Raw genomic sequence first — 24,573 nt, 5'->3', positions numbered from 1 at the left:
GAGTCAAAAAAAGCCTGCTGTCAGCAGGCTTTTCCGGTTATCTATATTAGGCTATAACGCCGTATTGCGCTGAAAGCAGCTTACAGGCCATTATTCTGGATTACATCCTTATACCAATAAAAGCTGTCCTTCCGTCTGCGCTCCAGTGTGCCATTTCCGTCATTATCCTGATCCACATGGATCAGTCCATACCGCTTCTCCATCTCAGAGGAGGAGTAGCTGATCAGGTCAATGATTCCCCAGGCGGTATAGCCTATAACCTCTATCCCGTCCAGGATGGCTTCATGCATCTGTTCGATATGGGCGCGAAGGTATTCAATCCGGTAGGGGTCATGAATGGCACCGTCTTCCTCTACCTTATCGTAGGCACCTATTCCGTTCTCTACCACATACAGCGGAATCTGATACCGGTTGTACAGATTATTCATCGTCAGCCTTAGTCCGATCGGATCAATCTGCCAGCCCCATTCGCTAAGAGGGAGGTAAGGATTTTTGATGCCGCCCATCGTATTTCCGCTGACCTTCTCCAGACCTTCACTCTCCGCACTGGCCACGAAGGAATTGTAATAACTGAAGGAGATGAAATCTGCGGTATGATCGCGTAGCACCAGATCGTCCCCTTCGGCCTTCACAATGTCTATTCCTTTATCCTTGAAGAAGCGCTGAATATATCCCGGATAAGCCCCGCGAACCTGAACATCGGTGAAGAACAGGTTGAATTCATTATTCTTATGCGCCGCGAGCACATCCTGCGGATTACAGGTATGCGGGTAATGCAGCAGGCTTGTGAGCATACAGCCGATCTGTGCGCCTGGGATCATCTCATGACAATGCTTCACCGCAAGCGCGCTGGCCACAAATTGATGATGCAGCGCCTGATAGACTGCCTGCTCCACCTGCTCCGCTTCTCCGAACCGGTCTGGCACAATTCCCCCGTTCGTGAACGGATGGCGGACAATCCCGTCAATCTCATTGAAGGTAATCCAATACTTCACCTTGTCCTTGTAACGGTCAAAGACGGTGGTGCAGTAGCGCACGAAGAAATCGACCACCTCGCGGGAGGTCCAGCCGCCGTACTGGTTCACCAGATTCATAGGCATTTCATAATGCGACAGGGTTACCAGCGGCTCGATACCGCGCCCCAGCATTTCATCGAACAGCCGGTCATAGAATGCCAGGCCCGCCTCATTAGGCACTGTTTCATCACCATTTGGATAGATGCGTGTCCAGGCGATGGAGAGCCGCAAGGTCCGGAGGCCCATTTCCTGCATGTAGTCCAAATCCTCAGGGTACCGGTGATAGAAGTCTATGCCTCTTCTTTTGGGATAATCCTGGTCAGACTTGTCTTCAATGGCTTTCTTCAACTGCGCATCGCTTACCGCATTATGCTTTTTATAATCACCTTTGCCCAGGTTTCTCTTGTAAGTAGCCATGTCTGCCGTGGACAGCCCTTTGCCGTCTACGTCCCAGGCACCCTCTGCCTGATTGGCAGCGATGGCACCGCCCCATAAGAATCCGTCCGGAAAAATCCGCTGTGTACTCAATATGACCCCTCCACTATTCTTTTCTATTCATCACCCGGCTGATATGGATAATCAGATAGAGCATCTCCTCACTCGACATGAACCGGTGAAACCTGGCTCCAATGTAGGTATTAATGGATGATACACACTTTCCTTCTTCCGGGTATTTATTAGATATCTGGTCAAGCAGCTCGCTGTCTTGCGATTCAAGCATCTTGTTCTCGATCAGGCGCTGCACAAAAAACTGCAGATGAGTCAAAAAACGTGAATAGTTAATGCTCATCGTGTCAAAATCAACACCGTAATGGATTTTGATAATATTCAAAATATCGTTAACCGTCTTGGTCATCATCAGCACCTGGCTCATGTTGTCCTCGGTCTGCTGGGCATTCACCAGATGAAAGGCGATGTTCGCTGCTTCCTCTTCCGGCAGAGAGATTCCGATCTTGTCCCTGATCATCTCCAGCGCCTGCAGCCCGATCTGATATTCACGCGGGTAGAACTTCTGAACCTCCCACCGCATCCGGTTCTGGATCGTTATATTGGACTTGAAGCGTTTGGTTGCCATATATAAGTGATCGGTCAGAGATACATAGAGGTTCTCGCTAAGATGCCTGGATAGAACGCCTTTTGCATACGATATGATCTCATCGGCCAGAATCAGGTATTCCTTGGGGGTCTCGCGCATTAAGGCGGTCATATCGGAAGCCATGTCCTTGTTCTCGACGATGTAGACCTTCTCGATCTCGTGCTCATTAACGGTATCCCCCGGCTTGCTTTTGAAGCCGATTCCCTTCCCCATCACGATGACTTCCTTGCCATCCTCGCGGTCGGCCAGAACTATGTTTACATTGAGAATTTTCACTACTCTCATCGACCTATACCTCACGTTCTCCAGGGCATCTTAGACCCGATAATGTCTTATAAAACGGTAATTAACGGCATCTCCGGTCCGATCTTCGCGCTGTATTCATGTCCGAGAATCTCCAGGTAATCCGGAGTATTGGTGACGATCACTGGCGTAGTCATATCGAATCCGGCTTCCTCAATCGCCTGCATATCGAATTCAATAAGTAGTTGTCCATGCTTGATCGTATCACCTTCCTGCACCACAACATTGAAGTGCTTCCCCTTAAGCTTGACGGTATCCAGCCCCACATGAATGAGGATTTCTACTCCCTCCACCGATTTCAGACCAATGGAATGCTTCGTTCTGAATACAGTCTCTACGGTTCCGTCGAACGGGGCTACAACCTCGCCCTTGCTTGGCTTAATAGCCATCCCTTTGCCCATCGCCTCCTGTGCGAAGGCTTCATCCTTAACCTCTCTCAAAGGAATGGCTTCTCCCTCAATCGGTGCGAAGATAACCATCCGGGATTGTGGTCTTCCGGGTTCCTGCGGAGCTGCTGGTACATCGGCGGATTTCGTTACGGCAGCTGCTGTCTGCTGTCCGTCTGTGTCCTCTTTGAACCCGATGAAGTACACCGCAATTGGTGTAACGACCAGGGAGATCCCCAGCGTAATCAGGGCGTACATGAAGTTGTTCTTTTCTCCGATAAACATCGGCAGTGAAGCGATACCCGGACCCACAGCAGCGTAAGCCTTCAGATTGACGATCCCGGCGAACAGTCCGGCCGAACCGGCCCCGATCATACAGGCGACCATGGTTCTTTTCAGCTTAAGATGTATTCCGTATAATGCCGGCTCTGAGATCCCGAACAATCCGGAGATCCCTGCTGGTAAAGCGATCTGCTTCAGCTTCTTATCCTTAGCCAGGAACCATACCGCCAAAGCACCTGCGCCTTGTGCAATATTGGAGGAGAGCATGGCACTGTGAATCAGTGTTTCATAACCTGGCGACACCATAGCGGCAAAAATGACCGGGTAGAAGACTTTGTGCATTCCGAACATGACAATGAACGGGAGAATGACCGATAATATCACAACCGTCAGCCAGCCGAACTTCCCTTGAATCCAGAACAGCCCGTCGGACAAGCCTTGACCCAAGTAATTTCCAAGTGGTCCTAATACCACTAATGCAAGTGGAGCCATCACCAGAATGATAATCATGGGCTTCAGGAAGATCTTGACGGGTCCCGGCGATACCTTCTCGGCAAACCGTTCCACATAAGACATCAGCCAGACGGTAAGGATAATCGGGATAACGCTTGATGCATACGAGACATTGGGTACCGGCAGTCCGGCGAAATGGACAGGCACTTCACCTGCCAGCAGGGCGATCAATTTGGGGTGCAAGAGCACTCCGGCCAGAGTAACCGAGATGTATGGATTAGTTTTGAATTTCTGGGAGCTGGAGAAGGCCAGCAGCACCGGCAAGAAGTAGAATGCGGCGTCTGCAATGAAGCTGAGCAGCAGGTAGAGCTGGCTCTCCTTGGTCAGCAGGTTCAGCGAGGTGCTGAGCAGCAGCAATGCCTTCAGCATCCCTGAGGCGGCAATCGCCGGAATGATCGGCTGGAAAATCCCGGTGATGATTCCCGCGAAGCTGTCGAACAGTCCTTTGAAGCTCAGGTCTCTTTTCTTCGGTTCCTCCTGGGCTGGCTTCTTCTTCGTATCTAGTAGTTTAATCAATTCATTGTACACATAACCGACATCGTTACCAACAATCACCTGGTATTGGCCGCCGCTGTATACGGCTCCCATGATGCCGTCTATGGATTTGATTTCATCGGTTTTGGCTTCTTTCGGATGCTTAAGATTCATACGCAGACGGGTAGAACAGTGAATGACTTCATTGATATTATCATTCCCGCCCACTTTGTCAAAAATAGTCTTCGCGGTTTGTTTGTAGTCCATGTTGAGCACCTCACTATTGGAAATAGAAGCATAAAAAAAGGCCCAAATCGGGTAGGAATATCAAGCATTCCCACCCAATTCAAGCCTTGCCTGCCGAACAGTAACACGCTGTAATTGGATGATATGAAATTAATTTTTTGTTTTTCCGGAAATAAAAAATCAATTAACCGTTTACATTGCCACTTTAACATGTCGGGATGAAAAAGACAACACTAAATTTTCTGCTTCTCCACCATCTTGTAATACATTCCCTGTTGTGCCAGTAATTCAACCGGACTGCCCTGCTCTGCAATACGGCCCTTATCGACGACCAGGATCACATCTGCATTCTTGACAGTGGACAGCCGGTGTGCGATCACCAGGATCGTCTGCTTCCCCTTTAGGCTCAGCAAGGTATCGTTCAGGTCACTCTCCGTTAAGGCGTCCAGGGCAGAGGTGTATTCATCCAGCATGAGAATCCGGGGTTCACTCATGAATGCCCGTGCTAATAGAATCCGCTGGACCTCGCCGCCGGAGAGATTGTCTCCATGGTTCTCTACCTGCTTGTCATACCCTTCTGGCATGGCTTGTACGAATGAATTCACATGGGCAAGGTTAACAGCAGCATTGAATTTGCGCCATGTCTCTTCGTTCATGTCTTCCTTTTGCAGAGGATAAATGATGTTGTCCAGAATGGACTTATTCCATAACACTCCCTTCTGCGGGGAATAGCCAACATATCGTCTTAGTTCATGTATGTCCAGTTCTCGGATCGAGACCCCGTCCAGGCAGATCTCCCCTTCATCCGGCTCAATAAACCTGTGGATCAGCTCGAATATCGTAGATTTCCCTGAGCCGCTTAATCCAACAATCCCCACGAAGGCTCCGGGCTGAATGTCCAAAGTAAAGCCGGTGATCCCAAAAGAATCTGCCGGAGCATACCGGTACGAGACATTCCTCATCTGCAGGAGGGGGACACGGTGATAGTCGGGAGCTGTAGCTCCCGATGAAATTTTCTCCAGTTCAAGGATATCATTCAGGTTATTAATAATGACCGTCATGCGGCTCCTATCGATGTTCAGCGTAAACAGCGATTTGAATATGCTATACAGCCTTGGAAGAATTACAATGAAGGCCAGCAATGTGCCTGGTGAGATGTGCCCTTTCAGTATCAGGAACAGACTATAGCCGTAAATGATGCCTGTAATGATGGAAATGACCGTATCCGCGACCAGGTTTAACACCACATGATGAAATAGCCTGGACTGCCGGGATATCTTCCACGCCTCGTCATTCCACTCCCTCCAGCGCTTTTGCTCAACCTGATGTCCGTTACATCTGTGGACCGCCTTCAGATTCGTGAACAAATCATTCAAATAATTGATGCCCTTATCCAAAATACCATGATACTGCTTATCCAGGCGCTCCGTCTTGCTCCTGAAGCGCTTGAAGCCGTACATACATAGAGGAAATGAGAATATGGCCGCGAGTGTAAGCTCGGCACTCATTGAGAACATGATCCACAGGGTAGCGATCAGTAGAATAGCATTCGAGACCATAGACATCAGGGTGTCTACCACGAAAATTTCACACAGCATCCCCACCTGCAAGGTGATCCGGTTAATGATTTCCCCCTTGCCAATGCTGTCCACGTTTCTTGGCCGGGTCTGGAGTACGTCAGAGAACAGCCGCAGGCGCAGATTCTTGGATAAATGGTTGCCAAGCTCATTATTGTAATACGAGGTGACGCTGTTCAAGGCGGCGTAAATAACGGGAATTAGAATTAGCAAAAGCATATAGAATGCAGCCGTACCGATCTGCTTGTCTGGCAGGATGTCGTCGAACAGGTCTTTGAACAGGCGTGGCTGAAGAGTCGAGACAAATGCGGCTAAAATATTGAAGAGTAGGATCATAACAAGAATTCCCTTACTATTAGACAATATCTCCTTAATCAATACCCGGGTCGGATTCATAAGCCTGCAAAACCTCCTTCAAAGAGCAGAGCTTATGTAATCATAACGGATCGGGAAAATGAAATTAACCCGTCTAATAATAGGTGAATACCTGTCAGATTATAGGATTATCAAAACGGAACAAAATTACCCTGCGGATGAAGGGTGCGGGTGCCTTCTCTCACCGGCCGCTTGTAAGGAGCAGCATTGTTGCACTTTTGGCAGGATTCCTACCGAAAAGGTTACGGGTTACGCTACATTGTTGCATTATTTGCACAAATTTCAGTATTTAGAGCACGTTAGTGCTGGATTTGTTGCATTTTGTGCAGGATTTCAGCATAGACCGCTTCTACGTGGCAGGATTGTTGCACTTTTTGCAGGATTTCCTAAACAACCAAATAGGCCAGCGTCCGCTAGGAATCGCTGGCTTCTGACTAACAATATGAATGATTATGAATGATTGCAGAATTACTTCCAATACCCCCGGCTGAAGGCGATGGAACCGTCATAATCGATGTACACACCGGCAATCAGGGGATTGCGCAGAATATCGGCCACATAGTTATGCGAAAGCATGACCGCTTCACTCATCAGCAGCTTCTCTGCCTTGGCATACAGCTGAACCCGCTTCGCGGAGTCGAGGGTCTGCTCAGCCTGCTTAATGAATTCATCATACCGCTTATTCGACCAGCCGGAGTCGTTGTCGGCGCTATCCGTCCGGAAGTAATTCAGGAACGCCGCCGGATCGTTGTAATCTGCGGACCAGCCTGCACGGGCTACCTGGAAGCTGCCGCTTTGCCGGCTGGCCAGGACAGCCTGCCAGCTCTGCACCTTAATGGTGGTGGTTACGCCGAGCTTATCATTCCATTGCTTGACGAGCCTTTTCACCAATGCAGCATGGTCGTCCCCCTCATTGACAAGGACCGTGAATGGCGGCATCTTACTCAGTCCCTCTTGCCCCAGTCCTTTGGCCAGCAGCTCCTTGGCTTTACTCAGATTCTCCCTATAGTAAGCTGCATCGCTAACCTCTGTACGGTACTGTGCTCTGGAGCCAAAGATAGGCGAGGGTACGAATCCGTAAGCGGGTATGGCCATTAGCAGAGCTTTCCGGTCCACGGCCAGGGATAGCGCCTTGCGGATATTGATGTTGCTAAAGGGCTTCTGCCCCAGATTGAACTGATAATAGTAGGTGGAGGCATAAGGTGCTTGCAAGTAGTAATTCTCTGCTACTGTATCCTTGTATTTATAATCCATCATGGTATTGCCGCCGCCCGCCCAATCTACCTGTCCGTTGACAAAGGCTGCTGTCGCATTCTCCGAATTCAGGCCCAGCGGAGACAGCAGATCAACCTCGCTCAGACGGATGGACGCAGCATCGTAATAATGAGGATTTTTAATCAGCTTGATCTCCATGTTGCTCCGTGCTTGCAACTGAAAAGGTCCATTGGAGATGCTTGCCGCTTCCTTTGCCTCCTGCGACACCGGATAATATTCGGGCTCCGCCAGAAGTGTAGGGAAATAAGCGTATTTTCCCTTGAGTGTAACCTGGAGGGTATCGTCATTGATGGCCTTCACCCCAACCTTGGCAAAATCCTTCAGCTTGCCGGTATGATAGCTCTCTGCCCCGGCCACATAGTACATTCTGAATATATTTCCTGCCTTCAGTCCCGGTGTAAGCCCTTAATGCTGGCCGGGTCCAGCAGAACCGGCAGTTCATCCATACCAATGCGCAGCACCTGCTTCTCTGCCGCCGCAGCTACACCACTGCCAGGCACGCTCCCTAGCACAGTTAGCAGAATAACGAGCGTGGCTAACCAAACTTTTCTCATCTGAATTTCCCCTTAGCTATGTAATGTCACTCCCTCCCATATTAGCATATCGGGTAAATTATACTATGTGAACATTACCAGTCAGCTGCTCATTAGCGGAATGTGTTCCTTCGAATGAATGTGCTGCTTTAAGGTAAAAATATAATTTCGTATTGACAAATGTACGACATGTAACTAATATAATGACATGTAACAAACATGGTTACAAGACAAAAACTACATTATAAAGGATGGTACTAATTATGGCTAAAGTATTATATATCACCGCTCACCCGCATGATGAAACACAGTCCTACAGCATGGCTGTCGGCAACTCGTTCATTGAATCCTACAAGCAAGCACATCCGCAGGACGAAGTCGTGGCTGTTGATTTGTATAAAGAGCATATCCCCCATATTGATGCAGATATATTCAGCGGATGGGGAAAACTCCGTTCAGGTACAGAATTCAGCCAATTGTCTACAGAGGAACAGGCCAAAGTAACGCGTCTAGCTGAATTGTCTGATCAATTTATTCAGGCAGATAAATATGTATTTGTAACGCCTTTCTGGAACTTCTCCTACCCGCCTGTTATGAAAGCTTATATTGATGCAGTCTCGGTGGCCGGGAAATCGTTCCAATATACGGAACAAGGGCCTGTAGGGCTGTTGACAGACAAAAAAGCATTGCACATCCAGGCACGCGGCGGGTTCTACTCTGAATCACCAACAGCAGAGCTTGAAATGGGCCATCGTCATCTTGAGGTCATAATGAATTTCTTCGGCGTCCCTTCCTTTGAAGGCCTGTTCGTTGAAGGTCATAATCAAGTTCCGGCTGAGGCGCAAGAGATTAAAGAAGCTGCCATCCGCCGTGCACAAGATCTTGCCCAAACCTTCTAAGGATATGAATGGAGAACAAAGAAAAACTCTGATCTGCATGTATGCAGTCAGAGTTTTTTTTGGAATGCAGGATGTCAAGGAGCAGGCAAACCAGGGTCCACAAAACCTATTAGCTTAGCTGTGAATTCTTCAACTCTCGCTGGAACCGGTTCCCCGGCCCGGGTGATTCTTCCCAGAATGGCCTGATCCAGCGTAAGCTGCTGTAACGGAATAGTAACCAAGTGTTCATGGTAGACTGAAGATAAAGCATTCACTATAAAGTCCGGGGCGATGGTAATCGCGTTCGCTTTAACGACCATTTGGCATAAAGCATCTGTATTGTTGGTTACCAGCGCAATGCGGTTCGACGCATGTGCAGACATCAGATGGCGGGCGATCTTCCCGATATGCTCATCCTTGTAGAGTACAAACACTTCATTCTTCAAATCCTCCGGGGTGATAGTTGAATAGTAGCGCAAGGGAGAAGCGGCATTCACGATTAACACAGCAGTACCTTCTACAAGGGGCAGCCATTCAAAAACAGCATTCTGCTGGGCGCGGCTGTATGAGAGTATCCCCATATTCGCCTCCCCCTCCTGCACATGCTTCATGACGCTTTCAGTATCCCCTTCGATCATCTGCACCTTCAGGAACGGAGACTTGATCATCAGCTCCAGCGTGGCCTGAACCACCTGGTGAACCAGGCCGGGAATGGTCGATATGGTGATGCTCTCTACATGTTCTTCTTTAAGACCGGATAATTCGGTGTGCATCGATTCAATATTTTTAAGGATAGCTGCCGCATGCTGCAGGATGAGCACACCTTCTTTGGTGGGGGCAACTCCCTTTTTGGTGCGGTGAAAAATAACGGTATCCATCTCATCCTCAAGTTGCTTAATGGACTGGCTGATGGTCGGCACTGTCAGATGATGTACGCTGGCCGCTTTGGTAAATGAGCCCAGACTTGCCGCCGACATCAAATATTGCAGCTGTGAAATGTTCATGTGATCGGTCCTATCCTTAATTTTTTGTTTAGATAACTAAAATATATTTAAATATATTTTATCATAATCATCCTGTATTCTAAAGGAAGGAGGTCGATAACATGCGCAGTATACGAAGCTTCTTGGTAGAGCGGCTGCTATCCCTGAATAAAAAGAAAATTAATGCCGGGGAGTACATGGAGCAGCGCCGAGTGATAAACAGTCAACCCTATGAATTGCCCGTGAAGCTCCAGTCCAAATATAAGATCAGCCAGGACAACCGTTTTCCGGTAGACACCTATATCCTGAAATCCGCTTCCCAGGCGGACGCCAAGCAGATTCTCTTTATCCATGGCGGAGGATATGTTGAACAGCCGTTGGTATGGCACTGGCATTTTTTGCACAAGGTTACCCGGCAGTTAAATTGCACAGTGTATGTACCGGTATATCCGAAGGCTCCGAACTATCAGGTGATGGATGCAGTCCAGAGTGTTCTGAGTGTCTATAAGCATCTGCTGGAGAACGGGAAGCCTGAGAATATCGTGATTATGGGCGATTCCGCCGGCGGCGGGCTGTCCCTGGCCTTCGCTCAATATCTGTCTGAACAAGGCTTGCCGCAGCCGGGCAACATCATTCTGTTGTCTCCATGGCTTGACATTACTCTAAGCAATCCCGAAATCGCAGATATGCTGGACGCAGAACCCATGCTGGACTGGGAAACGTTAGTTGAAGCGGGGAAAAGCTACGCAGGGGATCTTCCGGGGACACACTATCTGGTTAGTCCCATCTATGGAAAACTTACGAATCTGGCAACCATTACGCTATTCATCGGGACCCATGAATTCTTCCTGCCGGATGCCCGGAAATTCAGAGAGCTGGCCTCCCTGAATTCCGTTAACATCCATTATTACGAGTATCCGAAGATGAATCATGTGTTCCCGGTGTTCCCTATTCCTGAAGCCAAGAAAGCCTTGAAGCAAATTGTAGACATCATCCAAAGATGAGTTCTAAATCTAAGCATCCCGCTTACGGTGTAACACAACCGCTGCTGTTATGAAGAGCATTGTCCATAATATGGATATGCCTGTCCCTTGCATTCGTGTAAGGACATTGTGGGGATCGGTGGAAGGCGGCGCATACATGTGATAACCAGCTACATCTGGAAGATAGTCAGGCAGATACGCTCCGGCCAATGGACTAATAATGAAATAATAACCAAGCAGGATCACCAGGGCGGGAGCAGTTCTTCGCAAAATAGCGCCTGCCGCTGCACCCAGCAGAGCGGTTAAGGTTAAATAGCCCGTGGCCCCTGCCAAGCTCGCGGCCATTAGATCTGGCTCAATGCCTGCGGAAGTGTCTCTGAGCATCGTTAAGGCATACAGTACACCAGATCCGGCCATAAGAAACGCCGCAGGCACCGCGATCATGGCCAATGCCAGATGCTTCACGGACAATTGCAGCCCGCGCCAGGGGAGTGCAGTGAGCGTCATCCTTATCTGTCCTCCTTTGTACTCTGAAGCTGTGGCTGTTATTCCAAGCATCATGAAGCCTGCTTGAAGATACCGCATGGAGGCCAGTCCTGCATTCAGCATCGTATACGTTCCACCTCCTTCCTGCAGAGCCACAGAAGTATAAGCCGCAGTCACCACGCACTGAGCAACGAATGTCCCTGCCAGAATGAGCCATACCGCGGGCAGGGTGACTAACTTCCCCCATTCTGCACCAAGTATTCTTGTGAACTTCCTGCCAGCCGGGATATTCATGCACCAACATCCCTTCTATGGAAGACAATCGCTGCGATGGCGAGAAGAACGGCTACCCAGGCCAGCATCACCAGCCCGCCTGCGAGCGGGGTGTGAAAGGCATCGCTCATAGACATGAACATATCGATGCCCGCCCTGTCCGGTAAGTAATAGGCCAGCTTTGTCACTTTGGCGAGCAGGACACTGAAGGATACCAGCGATGAATTAATCATAAGCACTGTGAGCGGGATCATGCCGTTCTTCGTCAGAACCGTGAAGCTGAAGGCGATCAGCGCAGTGAACACCCAGTAACCCATGGCTCCGGCCAGTCTCGTCCACTCCATGGCAGGGGCGAATTCTCCGAGAATCAGGCGCGTTACTGGTACAATAGCCGCTATAGCCATGATACACAGCAGGAGGGTGACTACGCTCACTGCTGCTGCTTTTGCAAGGAGCACATGAAGCCGGGAGGATACCGCCGTTAAGCTTATTATGATCTGCTGCCCGTGTCCGGCCTCGCTGCTCTCTGCCGCATACTCACTGCTGACCGCCAGCACCCCCAGAAGAATGACGCCTTGTACCCCGAAGCCTAAGCCAAGAAACCCCACTTCCGGCAGCCGGGTGCTAATACCTGCCAAGATATCCTCCTTCTGAGCGATACAGTCCAGAGCGGCAAAGGCCGCAGGTCCCAAGACTCCTATAAGGCAGGCCAGCCATACGCCTGGAAGGGAGAATAACTTGGATAATTCCGTATGAACGGCCCTCATCGCAGTTCACCCGCTTGTCCCGAGGTCAGGGCGAAGAAGGCCTGCTCCAGTGTGGAGTGGCTGCCGGTCACCTCTTCGAGTGTGCCATCCGCAACGATTCTCCCCTGCTTAATGATCACCACATCGTCAACCGTCTCGGCCAGCTCGCCCATAAGATGACTGGAGAGCAGCACCGTATTCCCGGCCTCTGCACGTTGCCGCAGAAATGTCCGAATCCAGCGGATGCCTTCCGGGTCGAGTCCGTTCACAGGTTCATCCAGAATCAGTATCTCCGGGTCTGCAAGCAGCGCTGCGGCAATCCCCAGTCTTCTTCCCATCCCGAGAGAATACCGCTTGACTCTAGTGCCTGCTGCCTTGGTAAGACCAACGATATCCAGCACCTCTTCGACACGTGAGCGGGGCAGGCCGGCAGCGCAAGCGATCCAGCGCAGGTGTGCGCGTCCTGTCCGCATCGGATGGGCTCCAGATCCATCCAGTGCAGCACCTACGGTTCGCAGCGGATGCTGTAATTCAGCAAAGGGCTTGCCATGAATCAAGGCACTGCCGGAGGTGGCATGATCCAGTCCGAGCAGGATACGGAGTGTAGAGCTTTTGCCAGCCCCGTTCGGCCCTAGGAATCCCGTGACTCTTCCAGGTCTGGCTTCGAAGGTGATCCCGGATAGAATTACCTCCTTGCCGCGGCGTTTGACTAAGTTATTGATGGTAAGCAACCATAACACATCCTTTCGTTATGGTGCTAAGTATACAGATGCAAGGTTACATCCCGGTGTGCAGACCGTTTACTTCCGGGTTAACTTCAGGTTACATTCTGCCAATGACTACCCTCGTCCCCTGCCCGCTGGAGTTGAATTCAGCCTTCAGGTTCATTGTATTCAGCATGTATTCTACGGTCGACAGCCCTATTCCCGCCCCGCCGCCGTATGCGGAATGATCCATCCCTAAGCCTCTGTCAGCGACAAGAATCCATTCCTGCTGTACATCCACGGCGATGAAAGCATATTTCCCGTCCGCTGCATGGCGGATGATATTCTGAAACAGATTATCCAGCACCCGGGTCATCCATTGGGGATCTGCTGTCCAGTGGAAGGTCTCTTCTGCGGGTAGATCAACATCAACCTGAATGTCATGTTCTTCAAAAACCGGATACCACGCAGCAACCGAGGCTCTTACCAGGCGCCCCATGTCTGTGGGTGCAGGCACGAAGGGATATTTTCCTGAAGTAAGCAGGGTATACGAGAGCAATTCATCCATCAGCTCGCCGGTACGAGTAATGGTCTGATTGATCTCGGCTAAGGAATTCTGTCCTTCTGGACTCATGGGCTCTTTGTTCAACCTGGTGACATGTCCCCGCATAATGGTCAGCGGCGTCCGCAGGTCATGGGACATGTTGGCAATGAGCCGTTGCCGCAGCCCGGCCTCTTCCTGCTCGCGCCTGCGGCTGTCTTCCAGCTGCCGGATCATCCGGTTGAAGGAACCGCCCAACTGGTCTATTTCATCCATGCGGTCCTTTTGAATCAGGACAGGCTCAGGCCACGAATCCGCAGCAGCGGGAGTAGCGGACATAGCTTCCTGTAAGCGGGTCAGACGTTTGCGGAGTTTCCAGAAGAACAGCCAGGATAGAACAACGAACGCCACAATAATACCAGTGAACATAAGTATTGTAATGTAAAACAGGTTCAGCGTATTGAACCTTGCTTCTGGCCCGGATGTTCCGAAGAACGATGATAAGACGATCAGCGTGAGGGGCGGAAGAAGGATGAACAGAAAGTGCAGCTTCAGAAAATGCCGGAACAAGGAGCGGGGCTGCTTCATAGCTTCACCCGGTAGCCGATTCCCTTCAGCGTCTCAATAATCTCCGGGGTCTCCGGGTCACGCTCCAGCTTCTGCCGAAGCCGGTGGAGATGTACCAGTAAGGTCTTGTCGCCAGGGATATAGGCTTCCTCCCAGACGGCTTCATAGAGCTGTTCCTTCGGCAGAACCTGATTCGGATGGCGCAGGAAATACATCAGGATCTGATGCTGCTTCCCTGTCAATATAATCTCTTCTCCTGTGCGCTTGTCATAGAGGGTCTGGAGCTTCAAATCGACTTCAATATGAGTGCCCAGTGTAATACGGTCCGGGGAGGCTCCGCCGCTCCGGCGGATTAATACCTCCAGCCTAGCCACCAATTCATCGGTATGGAAGGGCTTCGTGACATAGTCATCTGCGAATTGTAAGCCCTCTACCTTATCGTCAACGGAGGTTCGGGCGGTCAACAGCAGTACAGGAACGGCGGGTGCCGCCTTTTTTAACCTTTTGCCTATAGTGAATCCATCTAAGCCCGGTAGCATGATATCCAGAATAACGACATCAACCAGCGTGACCTCAGCCTCGGCTCCTTCACCGGACAGCAGCCACTGTACCGAATATCCGCGCCGCTCCAGCTCCTCTTTGACCCAAGTGCCGATTTGCTCATTATCTTCAATATAAAGTATGCTAGTTCTCAAGTGATTTCCTGCTCTCTATTAATCTCTGCGGCTCTCCATTCATATTATACTGATTAATCAATTCATCCAATACCATGGATTGCTTAAGGACCGCAGGGTGCTGAAGATCATGATGTTTCTCTGCCAGGATGTGAAGCCGGTTCCGGGCGCGTTCAATCCGGACTTGCACGAGCATGTCTCTACTCACCATAGAATCCTCCCTTTATGCTATCTTAGGGTTTTATGACAGATAATAGGATATCTATTTGATTGCACAGATAACCCCACGAAGTGAGGCTTTAGCTTGATGTTCAATCAGATACTTTGCGGGGACCCCGGAACATATAAAAAAGGCGCCCCCGAGATATCAGGAGCACCCTTGTATATTTTCGCGAAACTGATTAAGTCCCCCAGCCATGCCCCATCGTAGTCACCAAGGTTAACGTCGTTGAAATAACAATTGAAACACTACAGAGCGTCAAGAAGAATAAGATCTTTTTTCGCATGGAGCTGATACACCTCACTTGATAGATTTTTGAATCTTTCCTGCAGTTCCTGATCTGCGAAATCCCTATATTCCTCAAAAAGTGTCATACAAGCAATCATATTTTGGCTGCTATTCATGGCAATGGATATTTCCAAGCCTTTCAGCACAGTGTTCAATGCCTGCTCCTTACTCTTGTTGTGATTGAAAAGATAGATTGCCAGCTCGATGAGGAATTGCGCATAGCTCTCTTGCAGAATGGCCTGTTTGTAATCGCCTAACTCTGTCTTGTTGGATTCATAGGTTATGTATGGCGCGAACCGCTCTAAGATGCTGTCCACATTAAGCTTAAATACATTCGCCGCTTGAACGATATAACGCACTGCCACAAATATTTCATTCTCTTGAAGCGCTATATAGTCTGCATACTCATGTATGACATCCAATTCTCCGGACATTAACCGGTACAGATAGGTGTTCGCAACGGCCCATTCTGTAAATTGTGTAATGATCTGCCGGGATTGTTCATCGCTCTCCTGTACCCAGCGCTCGGGATTTGCATATAGCTGTACAAAAGATAAGGCCCGCTCGTAATCGCCGCACGCTTCGCTGGCTGTAGCTCTGGCTAAGTATGCATACAGGATATAATAGTAGAAAGGACGCTCCGGACGCTTCAACCCTTCTTCTATGGTGTCTGACCGGCGGTTTTCCAGTTCATTTTGAACGGATGCAATCCGGTGCATTTCCTTAGCGAGTTCGTCCACTCTCTTCCACTTGTGTACCAGACCATAAATATGCATAAGCTGTTTCATTGCATCGAGCTGATCGGCTGCGTCTAAGCGGTTTACATACAACTCAAATTGTGCAGCTGCGCGTAATTTCTCTTCCAGATCGTGCTGTTCTTCTATTTCAATCCGAAATATCCGGTACTGGCATAACGCTAACCGTTCGGAATGCTGATACTTCTCGGCTTCGCTCACACCCCGATACAGGATCCTTGCAGCTTGGTGTTTATTGTCCCTATTCAAAAGTTCAGCGAATTCAAACAGTAAAGAGGCATAAGACAAATCCTCCAGCAGACGGTTCACAACCTGTTCAAGGCAATCCAGACGATCTAATTCAGCTGAGCGAAAAATAAAGGGCCGTATCCGCCGCATGGAGACTACAAAAGAAAAGCATTCCTCGATGTAGTCTTCAAAAAAATAGTCCTCCGGCAGCTTCATTCCAGCAGTAATCGCAGCAAGCTGTGCCATGGAGATTGGATGTTTACCTTTTAAGATCCGGCTGAGCGTACCTGAATTGAGACCCGATAACTCTGCAAAATGGGAATGTATCATTTGATTTCTGTTCATATATGTGAGCAGTTCTTCCCGGATAGAATTTACCGATCCCAAACCAACATACCTCCTTCCATATAATAGGATTAAAAGCATACGTATAGCTGATACTAAGGTTGAATCAAACGGCGGTCAATATAAAGGGATATTTTACTATTTAACCCGTTTACATCTATTATTATATCCTTAAAAAAAGTTTACGCAATATATTTCGTGTATTATAAAACGTTAAATTAACGGGTCTCCTCCCCTATCATAAAAACATACCGAAAAGTTGAGGGAGATATTGCATTTTGAGGATAAAGGATGCACGTAAAGCCGCAGGATATACCCAAGAATCCATCGTACATCAGATTAATGACACCATGAAATGCACCTTGCGCAACTACCAGAATATTGAATACGGTGTGGTCCTCCCAAACGTTACATTGGCGCTTCTAATCAGTCATTTGTGTGGCATTGATCCCCGTGAAGTAGATGAATGGAAATACTCTAATCAGCGTGCAGATGCGCAAAAAAATGGCAATTGAATTTCCATGGCAGTCTGCAAAAAACCACCGGATAAGGGATAGCCCTTCAACGGTGGTTTTTCCTTACCTTTTATCAATACAACGCATTAATCCTTATAAATTCTCCTGTAGCTGTTTTAAACTGCATTGCCGGAACTCAAATTCCAGGCTGAGACCATGCTTACTTCGGAAGCTGGCTTGACAGTCAAGTATAAGCTCCTGAAGCGTCCGTCCGCGATTCTCCGGGATTTCCATATACCCGCCGGATCGCATGAAATCGTCAAGCTGGCTGAAGCTGCTTACTTTTCTGGAGGGACTGATGCTCATCACCTCTCTCTCAACATTAATCAATGGTTTCAATAATAACATTCTTTCCGAACTCTTCACTGACAAGAATCTCAATTAATTTAGATGCTGTATATTCCGGCGATTGCAGTCTCCCTTCCTCAGATAGCTGAATGAATTCATTAACATAGGGGAACAGATCAGCGGGAACGGACCGTATTTCTGATTGCAAGCTTGTGTCGATCATACCGGGATACACTGCTGCTGCTTTTACCGGATAGGTAGCCAGCTTCTGTTCTATGTCTATACATTTGGTAAAAGAGTCTAAACCCGCTTTCGCAGTACTGTAGGCGCTTTGTGAGGGTAGTATGTACTTTGCAGAAGCTGAGGAAATATTCAGGATTCTTTTATCCACATTCATATGCTTAGTAAGCCGTAAAAAGTTGGAGGTAATCACCATCGGTGCTAACAGATTCAAGTGGAGGTTCTCTATGATTTGCTCTGTCTCTAACTGATCAATCGGGCTTACAGGAGTCAGTATGGCGGCATTATTGATCAGATAGACGGCTTCATCGTTTGAACGAAGCTCAATTCGGCTGAATATTTCTTCACAAAGCTGCTCGATACCACGGATATCCGTTAAATCATAATTGAAATAATCCAGGTGACAATCCAGTTCCTTCGCACGCGCCAGGAGTCCTTCGTTAGCCGTTCTGGATATGCATATCAGATGATGGGCCGGGTTGATTAATTGATTAGCGAGGGATTCGCCGATTCCTCTGGATGTTCCTGTAATAATAATATGTTTCAAGTGTATCTGCCCCCTGTAAGTTACTGGTTATCTTCACGAAGAATTATTTTTCGGACAGCCTCTTCCCAAATCATCTGATACTCGAGGTCCAGCTTCATCATCTTACATCTGGATAAATTATCTATAAGCAGGGCAAGTATGGCTGCGTTAACCCCGATGGTTAAAGAAGCAATAAGACCCAATTCAGCGCCCTTCGCCAGAAGTTGCTCAAAACCGGTTACAAAATCTTGTTGGATGCTCAGGAATGGAGCTCTAAATTGTTCATCCCGCTCAGCCAGCATCGCAAACTCACTGAGCACCCTTAAAGTGGAACGATATTCTTCTTCGCCGCTAGGCAGCATGTTTAAACCACCGTTGATTAGGATTTCTGCAAAATTGTCTTTATTGGCGGATTCGGTGTCAAAGTACGCCGTAAAATGATGGTCCCGGAAAATATGCTCAAAGGTCCGGCTGATCAGCTCTTCTTTCGTCGCAAAATGATAATAAATAGAGGATTTGGTGATTCCCACTTTTTTGGAAATCAAGCCCAAACTCGTTTTCTCTATGCCACACTCAGCAAAAAGCTCAAATGCGGCCTGGATGATGTAACCGGATGTAATCTCTTTTTTCTTGATAACGCTCAGGCTCCCTTCGATTGAATTAATGTCATTATAAGGAATAGCCTAATGACCTGTCAATAATTTAACGACCGATCGTTTAAAAAAATATATTTGCGCATAAAATAACCACCTGCAAGGATGCAGGTGGCCGTTCTAACCTCTATTCGTTTCGCACCGGGAAATACACCTGATAAGGCTCATACCCGATATCACGGATTCTTCTCAGTTGAATACCTGGATCCTGACGGGTGGTCTTGAAGAAGTAACGCCAGCTTCCCCACTCCCGCTCGTTCTCCATGATAATCTCACCGGCTGCATCGGCTAACGGAGTGTATAGAATCCGCTCATTCTCCGTAATACCGGCCAGCACTTCCGGGCCATAGCGGAACGCGCCGGTCTGCTCATCGTCGGGCAGAGGAATGAAGCGGATGCCTACGGGAAGAATGATGCTGATCCGGTCGCTGTCCTGCCAGTTCCGCAGTATTGTATAGAAGGCGGAGTGATCCGCAGACTTCCCGTGCAGCTCGCCGTTCACATAGATCACAGCTTCTGACATGATCCAGTCTGGAATCCGCAGATGGACGGCAAACTCGCTGGCAGAGCCGGTATGAACGGTGAAGTCATATTTTCTGTAATCCGGCATGTTCTCATGAAGTGCAGTAATCTCATTCAATTCCTGCTGTCCTGCCGTGTTCGAGGAGTTCAGCATGCTTCCGCTCATATGGTCCTGGGATTGCTGAATCCGCACGCTCTCTCCGTGGATCTCGGTGGTCAGCTCCGAACGGAAATACTGGCAGACATAGATATCGTTCTGCTCCTGATAATAAATGCCTCTGTTCAGTGCCGCATTGGCCTGGACCATTGTTCCGTGACAGCAGAAGAAACTATCCGTCTCCGTACTCCAATCCTTGCGCAGCCCGGCCTTCATCGGCAGGAAGTAGGTGAGCAGCCCAGTTGCGGGGTCGCTGTGCTTATTGCCGGTCAGATGATATTCCTGGTAATAGGCCTGTGCCATAATCCCGTTGTACATATTATATTCAATATACTGCGCGTAGGCCGGATTCGAGGTGTGCCGGAAAAGGAATTCGGCCAGACGGATCATATTATATACCGTACAATGCTCCTGGTTCTTATCTCCGAGACGGGCCTTGATCTTCATCTTTGGCATCCACACTTCACCCGCTGTGTTGCCGCCTGTGGCCAGCATTCCGCGTTCAGTTACAGCACATTTCCAGTAAGCCGTGACAATATCCATCCAGCGCTGTTCGCCGGTGACCTCGTAAGCTCTGGCGCAGCCAAGTACCTCGGGTATGGTTGTGTTGGCGTGCATGTTAGTCAGCGGATCTTTATTTTCGAGTAACGGACGGAACAATCTGCTGCGGTAATACCTTTCCAGCAAAATATTGTATTTATCGTTCCCGGTAAGCTCCAGCAGATCGGCCCAAGCCTCCAGCATGCCGCCTGTCTCCATATCCAGAATGTCATCGAACTTCTCTCTGGTGAAGGTACTGCTCCAATCGACGAACCAGTCGGCGAATCGGTCCGCGATGTCAAGCGCCTTCTGGCTCCCGGTGAAATGATGCATATCGACAAGACCCATAAATAACTTATGAATATTATATTGCGGTGCCCAGAGTGCCTTGCCTTGTGCCACCCAGTGCAGATATTTCTCGGGAATCGGCGCGGCCCATTGTCCTCCGTTGTCCTTCTGGCATTCAGCCAGCTCGTCCAGGATAAGGTCGGCCTTCACCTTGATTTCCAGATCCCCGGTCTCATGATACCGGATCGCTGCCGCAGACAGCCAGTGTCCCAGGAAATGTCCGCGGATCTGGCAGACCGGCGTCTCCCAGCCCCCATGTGCATCTTCCGGGATATCCCTGCCGTCATATCTTCCAGCTTCCACCTTATAGTTAAAAAGGAGATTGTCATTCGTCAGTTTCATCAGATAGCGGCGGTTGGCCTCTTCTCTGCGTTTCAAATCATGATCTTGAAGAATGACCTGTTTGCCCTTCAGTTCTCTCATTGCTGCAGCCCCTTAATGGAATGACATTGATTGCACAATGAAATTATAAAGAAGCCTGCGTCTTAATCCAATGATGGATACGAATATAAAGTTGATTCATACTGCTGAGTAGCCAGTGAACGATCATCTTGTGATATACATGTTCAAAAACGATACCTCATCCAGTTGATCAGCTGGTCTTCCGTTCGCTTTAACGATTGCTGGCGTGCCCTTGTAGAGAATATGGCCGTCAGCAGCATCGGCAACTGCCGCGATAGGCATGTTCTTATTCTTAAAATAGTCACCAGTCTGCAGCAGCAGATAAACCTGGCCATTCGCCACCTGTGCTTGACTGATCCTCCCTTTGGCTATTTGACTAGCCTCAATAGTCACTTGGGAATGAGCGAGGTTGGAGGACAGGTCATAGCGGTCTACGGTTACTGCCTTATCCGAGATATGCAAGGTGGTGAATATGTCTCCCTCCAGGACACGGGTTGTCGAAGTAACCGGTTCGTTTCTTAGGGTCCCCGTTACGGACGGCAACTCCTTAAGGTCTTCAGAAGCGTAGCGATACTCAAATGTTTTTTCAGTAAATATTGTGACTTCGTTTGTTGAGACTACATTGCCAGACTGGCCCTCACTCTGCTCTGTCACCACAAACAACACCCGGGAGTTAGCTACAGTCGGCTTTACTTCGGGTATACTTCTTATGCGCAGCTCCTGCCCGGTACCGGATGGTGCGCCTAATGGCAGTTCGACACTGCGAACGGGCTCTCCCCTCCCCATGTCAAACACCTTATCAATGACCTCATTGTTACGGTTTTCTCTGCTGACTTCGGTGAGGACATGCACTTCAGATCCGATTATCTGTACATCTATCACATTAGCGTAGAATGCAGAGCTGGGCTGTTGATCCGTGTAACGGGTTTGCTCACCAGTTGTCAAATCCAGTGAATCTATACTCCAACGAATAGTCCCCTCATGAAGCGAATCTTTCGGTGTAGCATAACTAGCATTAGCAAAAATGAGTACGTCTTGATCTGAGTAAAAGCCATAAACATCCGACTTCCCTCTCATGAACCCCGAATGATCTTCATACAGCGCGTTTAGATCGGAATAAATATGTTCGAGCGGCCCTTTGTCTCTCATCCATTGATCGCTGAACGTTCGCTCGATTCTCTTGCTGCCTGATATTGACACCTCAATGGGATACGAGCCTTTGCCACCGATATAACTACCCGACAACGTTAACTTGGCTGCTATGGACGGGTCTCCTTCTATGGTCTGCAGCCGATATTCCGGCAGGCGCAATTCAGCTCCAAACGCATAATAGGTGCCAAGCGAAACTACTATCAACAAAATAAGCGCACACGTGATCGCATAACGTTTCATAAGTCATTCCCTCCTTACACAGTGATCTTCTTGGAGACTAGCCTGAAGCCCAGCGCAAGAGTTATGCCTAGCGCAGCAAGGTATACCACCAAACGAATGGCTGTGATCTCTCGCGGATAGAAAGAACTGTACGCATTAAGATGTACTGCGAACCCGATGACAGTCCCGCAGGCGGCAACATATAAGATAGCATAAACAACACCTGTCCAGCGGTAGCTTCGTTCTAACAAGATTGCCGTAAAGATAACGCAGACAGCTAGAATGCCGACACCATAATAGACAACAAATTGCATTCCATCCTGTGGTAGTAAGATTTGATTAAACACCAGGTTCGAAGCGACGGCTTCGGCAAACAAGGACGAGATGCGATATTCAGAGGGAACCATCCAGTTGAACAATTGGCGTTCTAACAGAAGGAGCAGCACCTGAAAAGCAACTAAGGCAAAAACGAACAGAAAGATAGCAGTAGCTTTGGCTATATATATGTTCCATCTTGCCGTCGGCAGGGTAAACACCCGGTAGGCAAATTTATCACGGCCGATCCAGTCCCGGTACCAAATCAGAAAGACGTACAGGCCCAATACCGTTATGCTGATCAAAATGGGGATGGTGAACAAGAACTGTGAATCCCCTATGATATCAGCAAATGAAAAGTTGCGCGGTGTTTGATTCTCCAAACGGGCTGCCTCTATCCAGTGGTTAACTCTTATCTGTGCAGCATGCACAAGTCCGATGATTTGAATGACTGCCGTCAAGCTCATTAAGCCGAAAAGCACATACTGGAAGCGCTGGACTTCCAAATGGACAAGCTTAAGAAATCTGATCATGCGAGGTACACCTCTTTCATGACGTCTACGACGGATTTGTTCTCCTCGATGCGGAGCTGTTCGCACTCAAAGCTGCGGGCAACAGTCCCGTCACGCAGCAGCACCGCTTTGTCGATGAGATGCTCGATCTCTCCAACCTCGTGAGTGGTCAGCAGAACACCGCGGCTGCCGACCATTTCGCTGGAGAACACTTCCGCAATCCTCTCACGGCTGATCAAATCAATTCCGGAGAAGGGCTCGTCCATGATTACATAGTCAGAGTCTTGAGCCAAGCCGAGCACCAGATTGAACTTGGCTGCTGTTCCCTTCGACAATCGGCGGATACGCTCCTGGAAATCCAGGTCAAAGAAGCGCATGAGTTCGTCCGCTCTATCCTTGTTCCAGCTGCAATAAAAGTCTTCCATGAACCGGAGAGCGTCAGCTAGCTTCATGGAAGCCGGAATAGACAGATGATCAGGGATATAGGAGACCCGCTCATAGGTATTCCGGTTAAGCGGTTTACCCTCAATCCGAATGGACCCTCCATGAATCGGCGTCAGTCCCATAATCGCTTTGAGTATAGTAGATTTGCCTACACCGTTAAGCCCGATCAGGCAAGTGATCTGTCCCATTTCAGCAGTGAACGTGACATCCTTTAGCACCTTTTTATAAGCGTATCTTTGGCTGACATGTTCAAGTTCAATCATCGCTGTTTCCTCCTTGCTCACTGCCGAGGGGCTCTCCCATTGGCTGCTCTATTTTTACTTGAGCTTTCTCATATTTTCGTTGAACCACATCCAGGACCTCATCTAACGGAACGTCAATACTGCTGATGGAAGCGACAAACGCCTCAACGGCTGTACTGAGCAGCTCCGACCGAATCTGTCTCAACACCTTAAGCTCCATAGTGATGCGGCTTGGGGAGTTGCCTTCCGTTACAATCAACCGCTGATCCTCCATTTCTTTGTAAGCTCTCTGCGCAGTATTTGGATTAATCTTTAGCAGGGCAGCCAGCTCTCGCCTAGACGGTATGGTCTGGCCAGACTGGAGAACGCCGGTTACGATCTTCTCCTTAAACAGGCGAACGACTTGAAGATATACAGGATCACGACTATTGAAGGGGATTGCGGCCCATTCGTTGACTTTGCTCACAAGCGACACCCTCTTATCTTCACATGTGTGTGTACTAAGTGGTGCATACACTACAAGATGTATTATGTGGTTAATACACTCGTTTGTCAATCGGTTGTGGTTCAAAAAAAACCGTTGAATCTTTTCAGATCAACGGTTTCCCCAAAACTCAATTTTTGCCCTATACCTTTTAAAGTGGCGTAATTAACAATTGTGGCTTCTTCCCTGCAGAAACCGCATTTCCTGGGCAACCTCCTCTGGCTTCGCGGTTACGGGAACTGTCGCTTCTACGCTCACTTCACACTT

Annotated in this window: 24 protein-coding genes; 3 read left to right on the top strand and 21 right to left on the bottom strand. The window is 48.8% G+C overall.

The genetic code is table 11. From position 1 onward, the window contains the following. Nucleotides 1-80: 80 nt before the first annotated feature. The 6 genes from MKZ07_RS07250 to MKZ07_RS07225 form a co-directional block, all read right to left on the bottom strand. Entirely contained in the window at nt 81-1,547 is a 1,467-nt protein-coding gene (locus tag MKZ07_RS07250) for a glycoside hydrolase family 1 protein (RefSeq protein ID WP_341027914.1), read from the bottom strand. 10 nt (nt 1,548-1,557) lie between these two features. After that, a complete protein-coding gene (gene licT, locus MKZ07_RS07245) occupies nt 1,558-2,397 on the bottom strand; it encodes a BglG family transcription antiterminator LicT (RefSeq protein WP_036690877.1) in 840 nt (279 codons plus the stop codon). Between the two features lie 47 nt (nt 2,398-2,444). Next, nucleotides 2,445-4,337, bottom strand: a complete 1,893-nt coding sequence (locus tag MKZ07_RS07240) for a beta-glucoside-specific PTS transporter subunit IIABC (protein WP_341025360.1) — start codon at nt 4,335-4,337, stop codon at nt 2,445-2,447. Between the two features lie 212 nt (nt 4,338-4,549). Next, nucleotides 4,550-6,289 (bottom strand): ABC transporter ATP-binding protein, encoded by a 1,740-nt coding sequence (locus tag MKZ07_RS07235; protein WP_051493157.1) that lies wholly within the window; start codon nt 6,287-6,289, stop codon nt 4,550-4,552. Between the two features lie 447 nt (nt 6,290-6,736). Continuing rightward, nucleotides 6,737-7,909 (bottom strand): peptide ABC transporter substrate-binding protein, encoded by a 1,173-nt coding sequence (locus MKZ07_RS07230; RefSeq protein ID WP_341025359.1) that lies wholly within the window; start codon nt 7,907-7,909, stop codon nt 6,737-6,739. A 20-nt stretch (nt 7,910-7,929) separates the two neighbouring features. Further along, a complete protein-coding gene (locus MKZ07_RS07225) occupies nt 7,930-8,097 on the bottom strand; it encodes a hypothetical protein (protein WP_341025357.1) in 168 nt (55 codons plus the stop codon). Nucleotides 8,098-8,339: 242 nt separating this feature from the next. Here MKZ07_RS07225 and MKZ07_RS07220 point away from each other — a divergent pair, with 242 nt between their 5' ends. Next, nucleotides 8,340-8,975: an FMN-dependent NADH-azoreductase gene (locus MKZ07_RS07220; RefSeq protein WP_036690869.1), complete on the top strand. Its 636-nt coding sequence runs from the start codon at nt 8,340-8,342 to the stop codon at nt 8,973-8,975. A gap of 74 nt (nt 8,976-9,049) precedes the next feature. On the opposite strand, the gene MKZ07_RS07215 is transcribed toward MKZ07_RS07220, so the two are convergent. Then, nucleotides 9,050-9,958 (bottom strand): LysR family transcriptional regulator, encoded by a 909-nt coding sequence (locus MKZ07_RS07215; RefSeq protein ID WP_341025355.1) that lies wholly within the window; start codon nt 9,956-9,958, stop codon nt 9,050-9,052. A 101-nt stretch (nt 9,959-10,059) separates the two neighbouring features. Here MKZ07_RS07215 and MKZ07_RS07210 point away from each other — a divergent pair, with 101 nt between their 5' ends. Next, nucleotides 10,060-10,941, top strand: coding sequence for an alpha/beta hydrolase (locus MKZ07_RS07210; RefSeq protein WP_076153818.1), 882 nt, complete (start codon nt 10,060-10,062; stop codon nt 10,939-10,941). Between the two features lie 9 nt (nt 10,942-10,950). Here MKZ07_RS07210 and MKZ07_RS07205 read toward each other — a convergent pair whose 3' ends face one another. From MKZ07_RS07205 to MKZ07_RS07175, 7 genes are all read right to left on the bottom strand, one after another. Then, the gene (locus MKZ07_RS07205; RefSeq protein ID WP_341025353.1) at nt 10,951-11,700 is read right to left on the bottom strand and encodes an ABC transporter permease; all 750 of its coding nucleotides are present in this window, start codon (nt 11,698-11,700) and stop codon (nt 10,951-10,953) included. After that, nucleotides 11,697-12,317 (bottom strand): ABC transporter permease, encoded by a 621-nt coding sequence (locus MKZ07_RS07200; protein ID WP_235218330.1) that lies wholly within the window; start codon nt 12,315-12,317, stop codon nt 11,697-11,699. The genes MKZ07_RS07205 and MKZ07_RS07200 overlap by 4 nt, the downstream gene beginning before the upstream one ends. A 125-nt stretch (nt 12,318-12,442) precedes the next feature. Further along, nucleotides 12,443-13,156 (bottom strand): ABC transporter ATP-binding protein, encoded by a 714-nt coding sequence (locus MKZ07_RS07195; protein ID WP_036690856.1) that lies wholly within the window; start codon nt 13,154-13,156, stop codon nt 12,443-12,445. A 91-nt stretch (nt 13,157-13,247) separates the two neighbouring features. Further along, complete coding sequence (locus tag MKZ07_RS07190; RefSeq protein WP_341025351.1) at nt 13,248-14,258, bottom strand: HAMP domain-containing sensor histidine kinase; 1,011 nt, start codon at nt 14,256-14,258, stop codon at nt 13,248-13,250. After that, nucleotides 14,255-14,932, bottom strand: coding sequence for a response regulator transcription factor (locus MKZ07_RS07185; RefSeq protein WP_036690851.1), 678 nt, complete (start codon nt 14,930-14,932; stop codon nt 14,255-14,257). Before MKZ07_RS07185 ends, MKZ07_RS07190 begins: the two co-directional genes overlap by 4 nt. Next, complete coding sequence (locus MKZ07_RS07180) at nt 14,922-15,122, bottom strand: aspartyl-phosphate phosphatase Spo0E family protein (RefSeq protein WP_051493156.1); 201 nt, start codon at nt 15,120-15,122, stop codon at nt 14,922-14,924. The genes MKZ07_RS07185 and MKZ07_RS07180 overlap by 11 nt, the downstream gene beginning before the upstream one ends. 257 nt (nt 15,123-15,379) lie before the next feature. Beyond that, nucleotides 15,380-16,789, bottom strand: a complete 1,410-nt coding sequence (locus tag MKZ07_RS07175; protein ID WP_051493155.1) for a hypothetical protein — start codon at nt 16,787-16,789, stop codon at nt 15,380-15,382. A 236-nt stretch (nt 16,790-17,025) separates the two neighbouring features. Between MKZ07_RS07175 and MKZ07_RS07170 the strand changes: the two genes are divergently transcribed. Beyond that, a complete protein-coding gene (locus tag MKZ07_RS07170; RefSeq protein ID WP_036690848.1) occupies nt 17,026-17,262 on the top strand; it encodes a helix-turn-helix transcriptional regulator in 237 nt (78 codons plus the stop codon). 322 nt (nt 17,263-17,584) lie between these two features. On the opposite strand, the gene MKZ07_RS07165 is transcribed toward MKZ07_RS07170, so the two are convergent. The 7 genes from MKZ07_RS07165 to MKZ07_RS07135 all read right to left on the bottom strand — a co-directional run bounded on the left by MKZ07_RS07165 (nt 17,585) and on the right by MKZ07_RS07135 (nt 24,288). Continuing rightward, a complete protein-coding gene (locus MKZ07_RS07165; RefSeq protein WP_036690842.1) occupies nt 17,585-18,337 on the bottom strand; it encodes a (S)-benzoin forming benzil reductase in 753 nt (250 codons plus the stop codon). Nucleotides 18,338-18,357: 20 nt separating this feature from the next. Beyond that, nucleotides 18,358-18,918, bottom strand: a complete 561-nt coding sequence (locus MKZ07_RS07160) for a TetR/AcrR family transcriptional regulator (RefSeq protein WP_268748790.1) — start codon at nt 18,916-18,918, stop codon at nt 18,358-18,360. Between the two features lie 178 nt (nt 18,919-19,096). Next, on the bottom strand, nt 19,097-20,959 hold the full coding sequence (locus tag MKZ07_RS07155) for a beta-L-arabinofuranosidase domain-containing protein (protein ID WP_341025348.1): 1,863 nt from the start codon (nt 20,957-20,959) through the stop codon (nt 19,097-19,099). A 123-nt stretch (nt 20,960-21,082) separates the two neighbouring features. Next, nucleotides 21,083-22,330 (bottom strand): hypothetical protein, encoded by a 1,248-nt coding sequence (locus MKZ07_RS07150; RefSeq protein WP_341025347.1) that lies wholly within the window; start codon nt 22,328-22,330, stop codon nt 21,083-21,085. 14 nt (nt 22,331-22,344) lie between these two features. Then, nucleotides 22,345-23,157, bottom strand: coding sequence for a hypothetical protein (locus tag MKZ07_RS07145; protein ID WP_036690832.1), 813 nt, complete (start codon nt 23,155-23,157; stop codon nt 22,345-22,347). Then, nucleotides 23,154-23,843: an ATP-binding cassette domain-containing protein gene (locus tag MKZ07_RS07140; RefSeq protein WP_036690830.1), complete on the bottom strand. Its 690-nt coding sequence runs from the start codon at nt 23,841-23,843 to the stop codon at nt 23,154-23,156. Before MKZ07_RS07140 ends, MKZ07_RS07145 begins: the two co-directional genes overlap by 4 nt. Then, nucleotides 23,836-24,288, bottom strand: coding sequence for a GntR family transcriptional regulator (locus MKZ07_RS07135; RefSeq protein WP_063828970.1), 453 nt, complete (start codon nt 24,286-24,288; stop codon nt 23,836-23,838). The genes MKZ07_RS07140 and MKZ07_RS07135 overlap by 8 nt, the downstream gene beginning before the upstream one ends. Nucleotides 24,289-24,573 lie beyond the last annotated feature (285 nt).

The organism is Paenibacillus sp. FSL P4-0338 (genome assembly GCF_038002365.1).
GTDB lineage: Bacteria > Bacillota > Bacilli > Paenibacillales > Paenibacillaceae > Paenibacillus_AQ.
Note: the sequence above shows the minus strand (reverse complement) of the source record. Positions and strands in the feature narration are given on the sequence as shown.

What these genes read in the sequence shown, in the direction of transcription:
- licT (WP_036690877.1), bottom strand. Translation starts at nt 2,397, where the DNA reads ATGAGAGTAGTGAAAATTCTCAATGTAAACATAGTTCTGGCCGACCGC.
- MKZ07_RS07240 (WP_341025360.1), bottom strand. Translation starts at nt 4,337, where the DNA reads ATGGACTACAAACAAACCGCGAAGACTATTTTTGACAAAGTGGGCGGG.
- MKZ07_RS07235 (WP_051493157.1), bottom strand. Translation starts at nt 6,289, where the DNA reads ATGAATCCGACCCGGGTATTGATTAAGGAGATATTGTCTAATAGTAAG.
- MKZ07_RS07230 (WP_341025359.1), bottom strand. Translation starts at nt 7,909, where the DNA reads ATGTACTATGTGGCCGGGGCAGAGAGCTATCATACCGGCAAGCTGAAG.
- MKZ07_RS07225 (WP_341025357.1), bottom strand. Translation starts at nt 8,097, where the DNA reads ATGAGAAAAGTTTGGTTAGCCACGCTCGTTATTCTGCTAACTGTGCTA.
- MKZ07_RS07220 (WP_036690869.1), top strand. Translation starts at nt 8,340, where the DNA reads ATGGCTAAAGTATTATATATCACCGCTCACCCGCATGATGAAACACAG.
- MKZ07_RS07215 (WP_341025355.1), bottom strand. Translation starts at nt 9,958, where the DNA reads ATGAACATTTCACAGCTGCAATATTTGATGTCGGCGGCAAGTCTGGGC.
- MKZ07_RS07210 (WP_076153818.1), top strand. Translation starts at nt 10,060, where the DNA reads ATGCGCAGTATACGAAGCTTCTTGGTAGAGCGGCTGCTATCCCTGAAT.
- MKZ07_RS07205 (WP_341025353.1), bottom strand. Translation starts at nt 11,700, where the DNA reads ATGAATATCCCGGCTGGCAGGAAGTTCACAAGAATACTTGGTGCAGAA.
- MKZ07_RS07190 (WP_341025351.1), bottom strand. Translation starts at nt 14,258, where the DNA reads ATGAAGCAGCCCCGCTCCTTGTTCCGGCATTTTCTGAAGCTGCACTTT.
- MKZ07_RS07180 (WP_051493156.1), bottom strand. Translation starts at nt 15,122, where the DNA reads ATGGTGAGTAGAGACATGCTCGTGCAAGTCCGGATTGAACGCGCCCGG.
- MKZ07_RS07155 (WP_341025348.1), bottom strand. Translation starts at nt 20,959, where the DNA reads ATGAGAGAACTGAAGGGCAAACAGGTCATTCTTCAAGATCATGATTTG.
- MKZ07_RS07150 (WP_341025347.1), bottom strand. Translation starts at nt 22,330, where the DNA reads ATGAAACGTTATGCGATCACGTGTGCGCTTATTTTGTTGATAGTAGTT.
- MKZ07_RS07145 (WP_036690832.1), bottom strand. Translation starts at nt 23,157, where the DNA reads ATGATCAGATTTCTTAAGCTTGTCCATTTGGAAGTCCAGCGCTTCCAG.
- MKZ07_RS07140 (WP_036690830.1), bottom strand. Translation starts at nt 23,843, where the DNA reads ATGATTGAACTTGAACATGTCAGCCAAAGATACGCTTATAAAAAGGTG.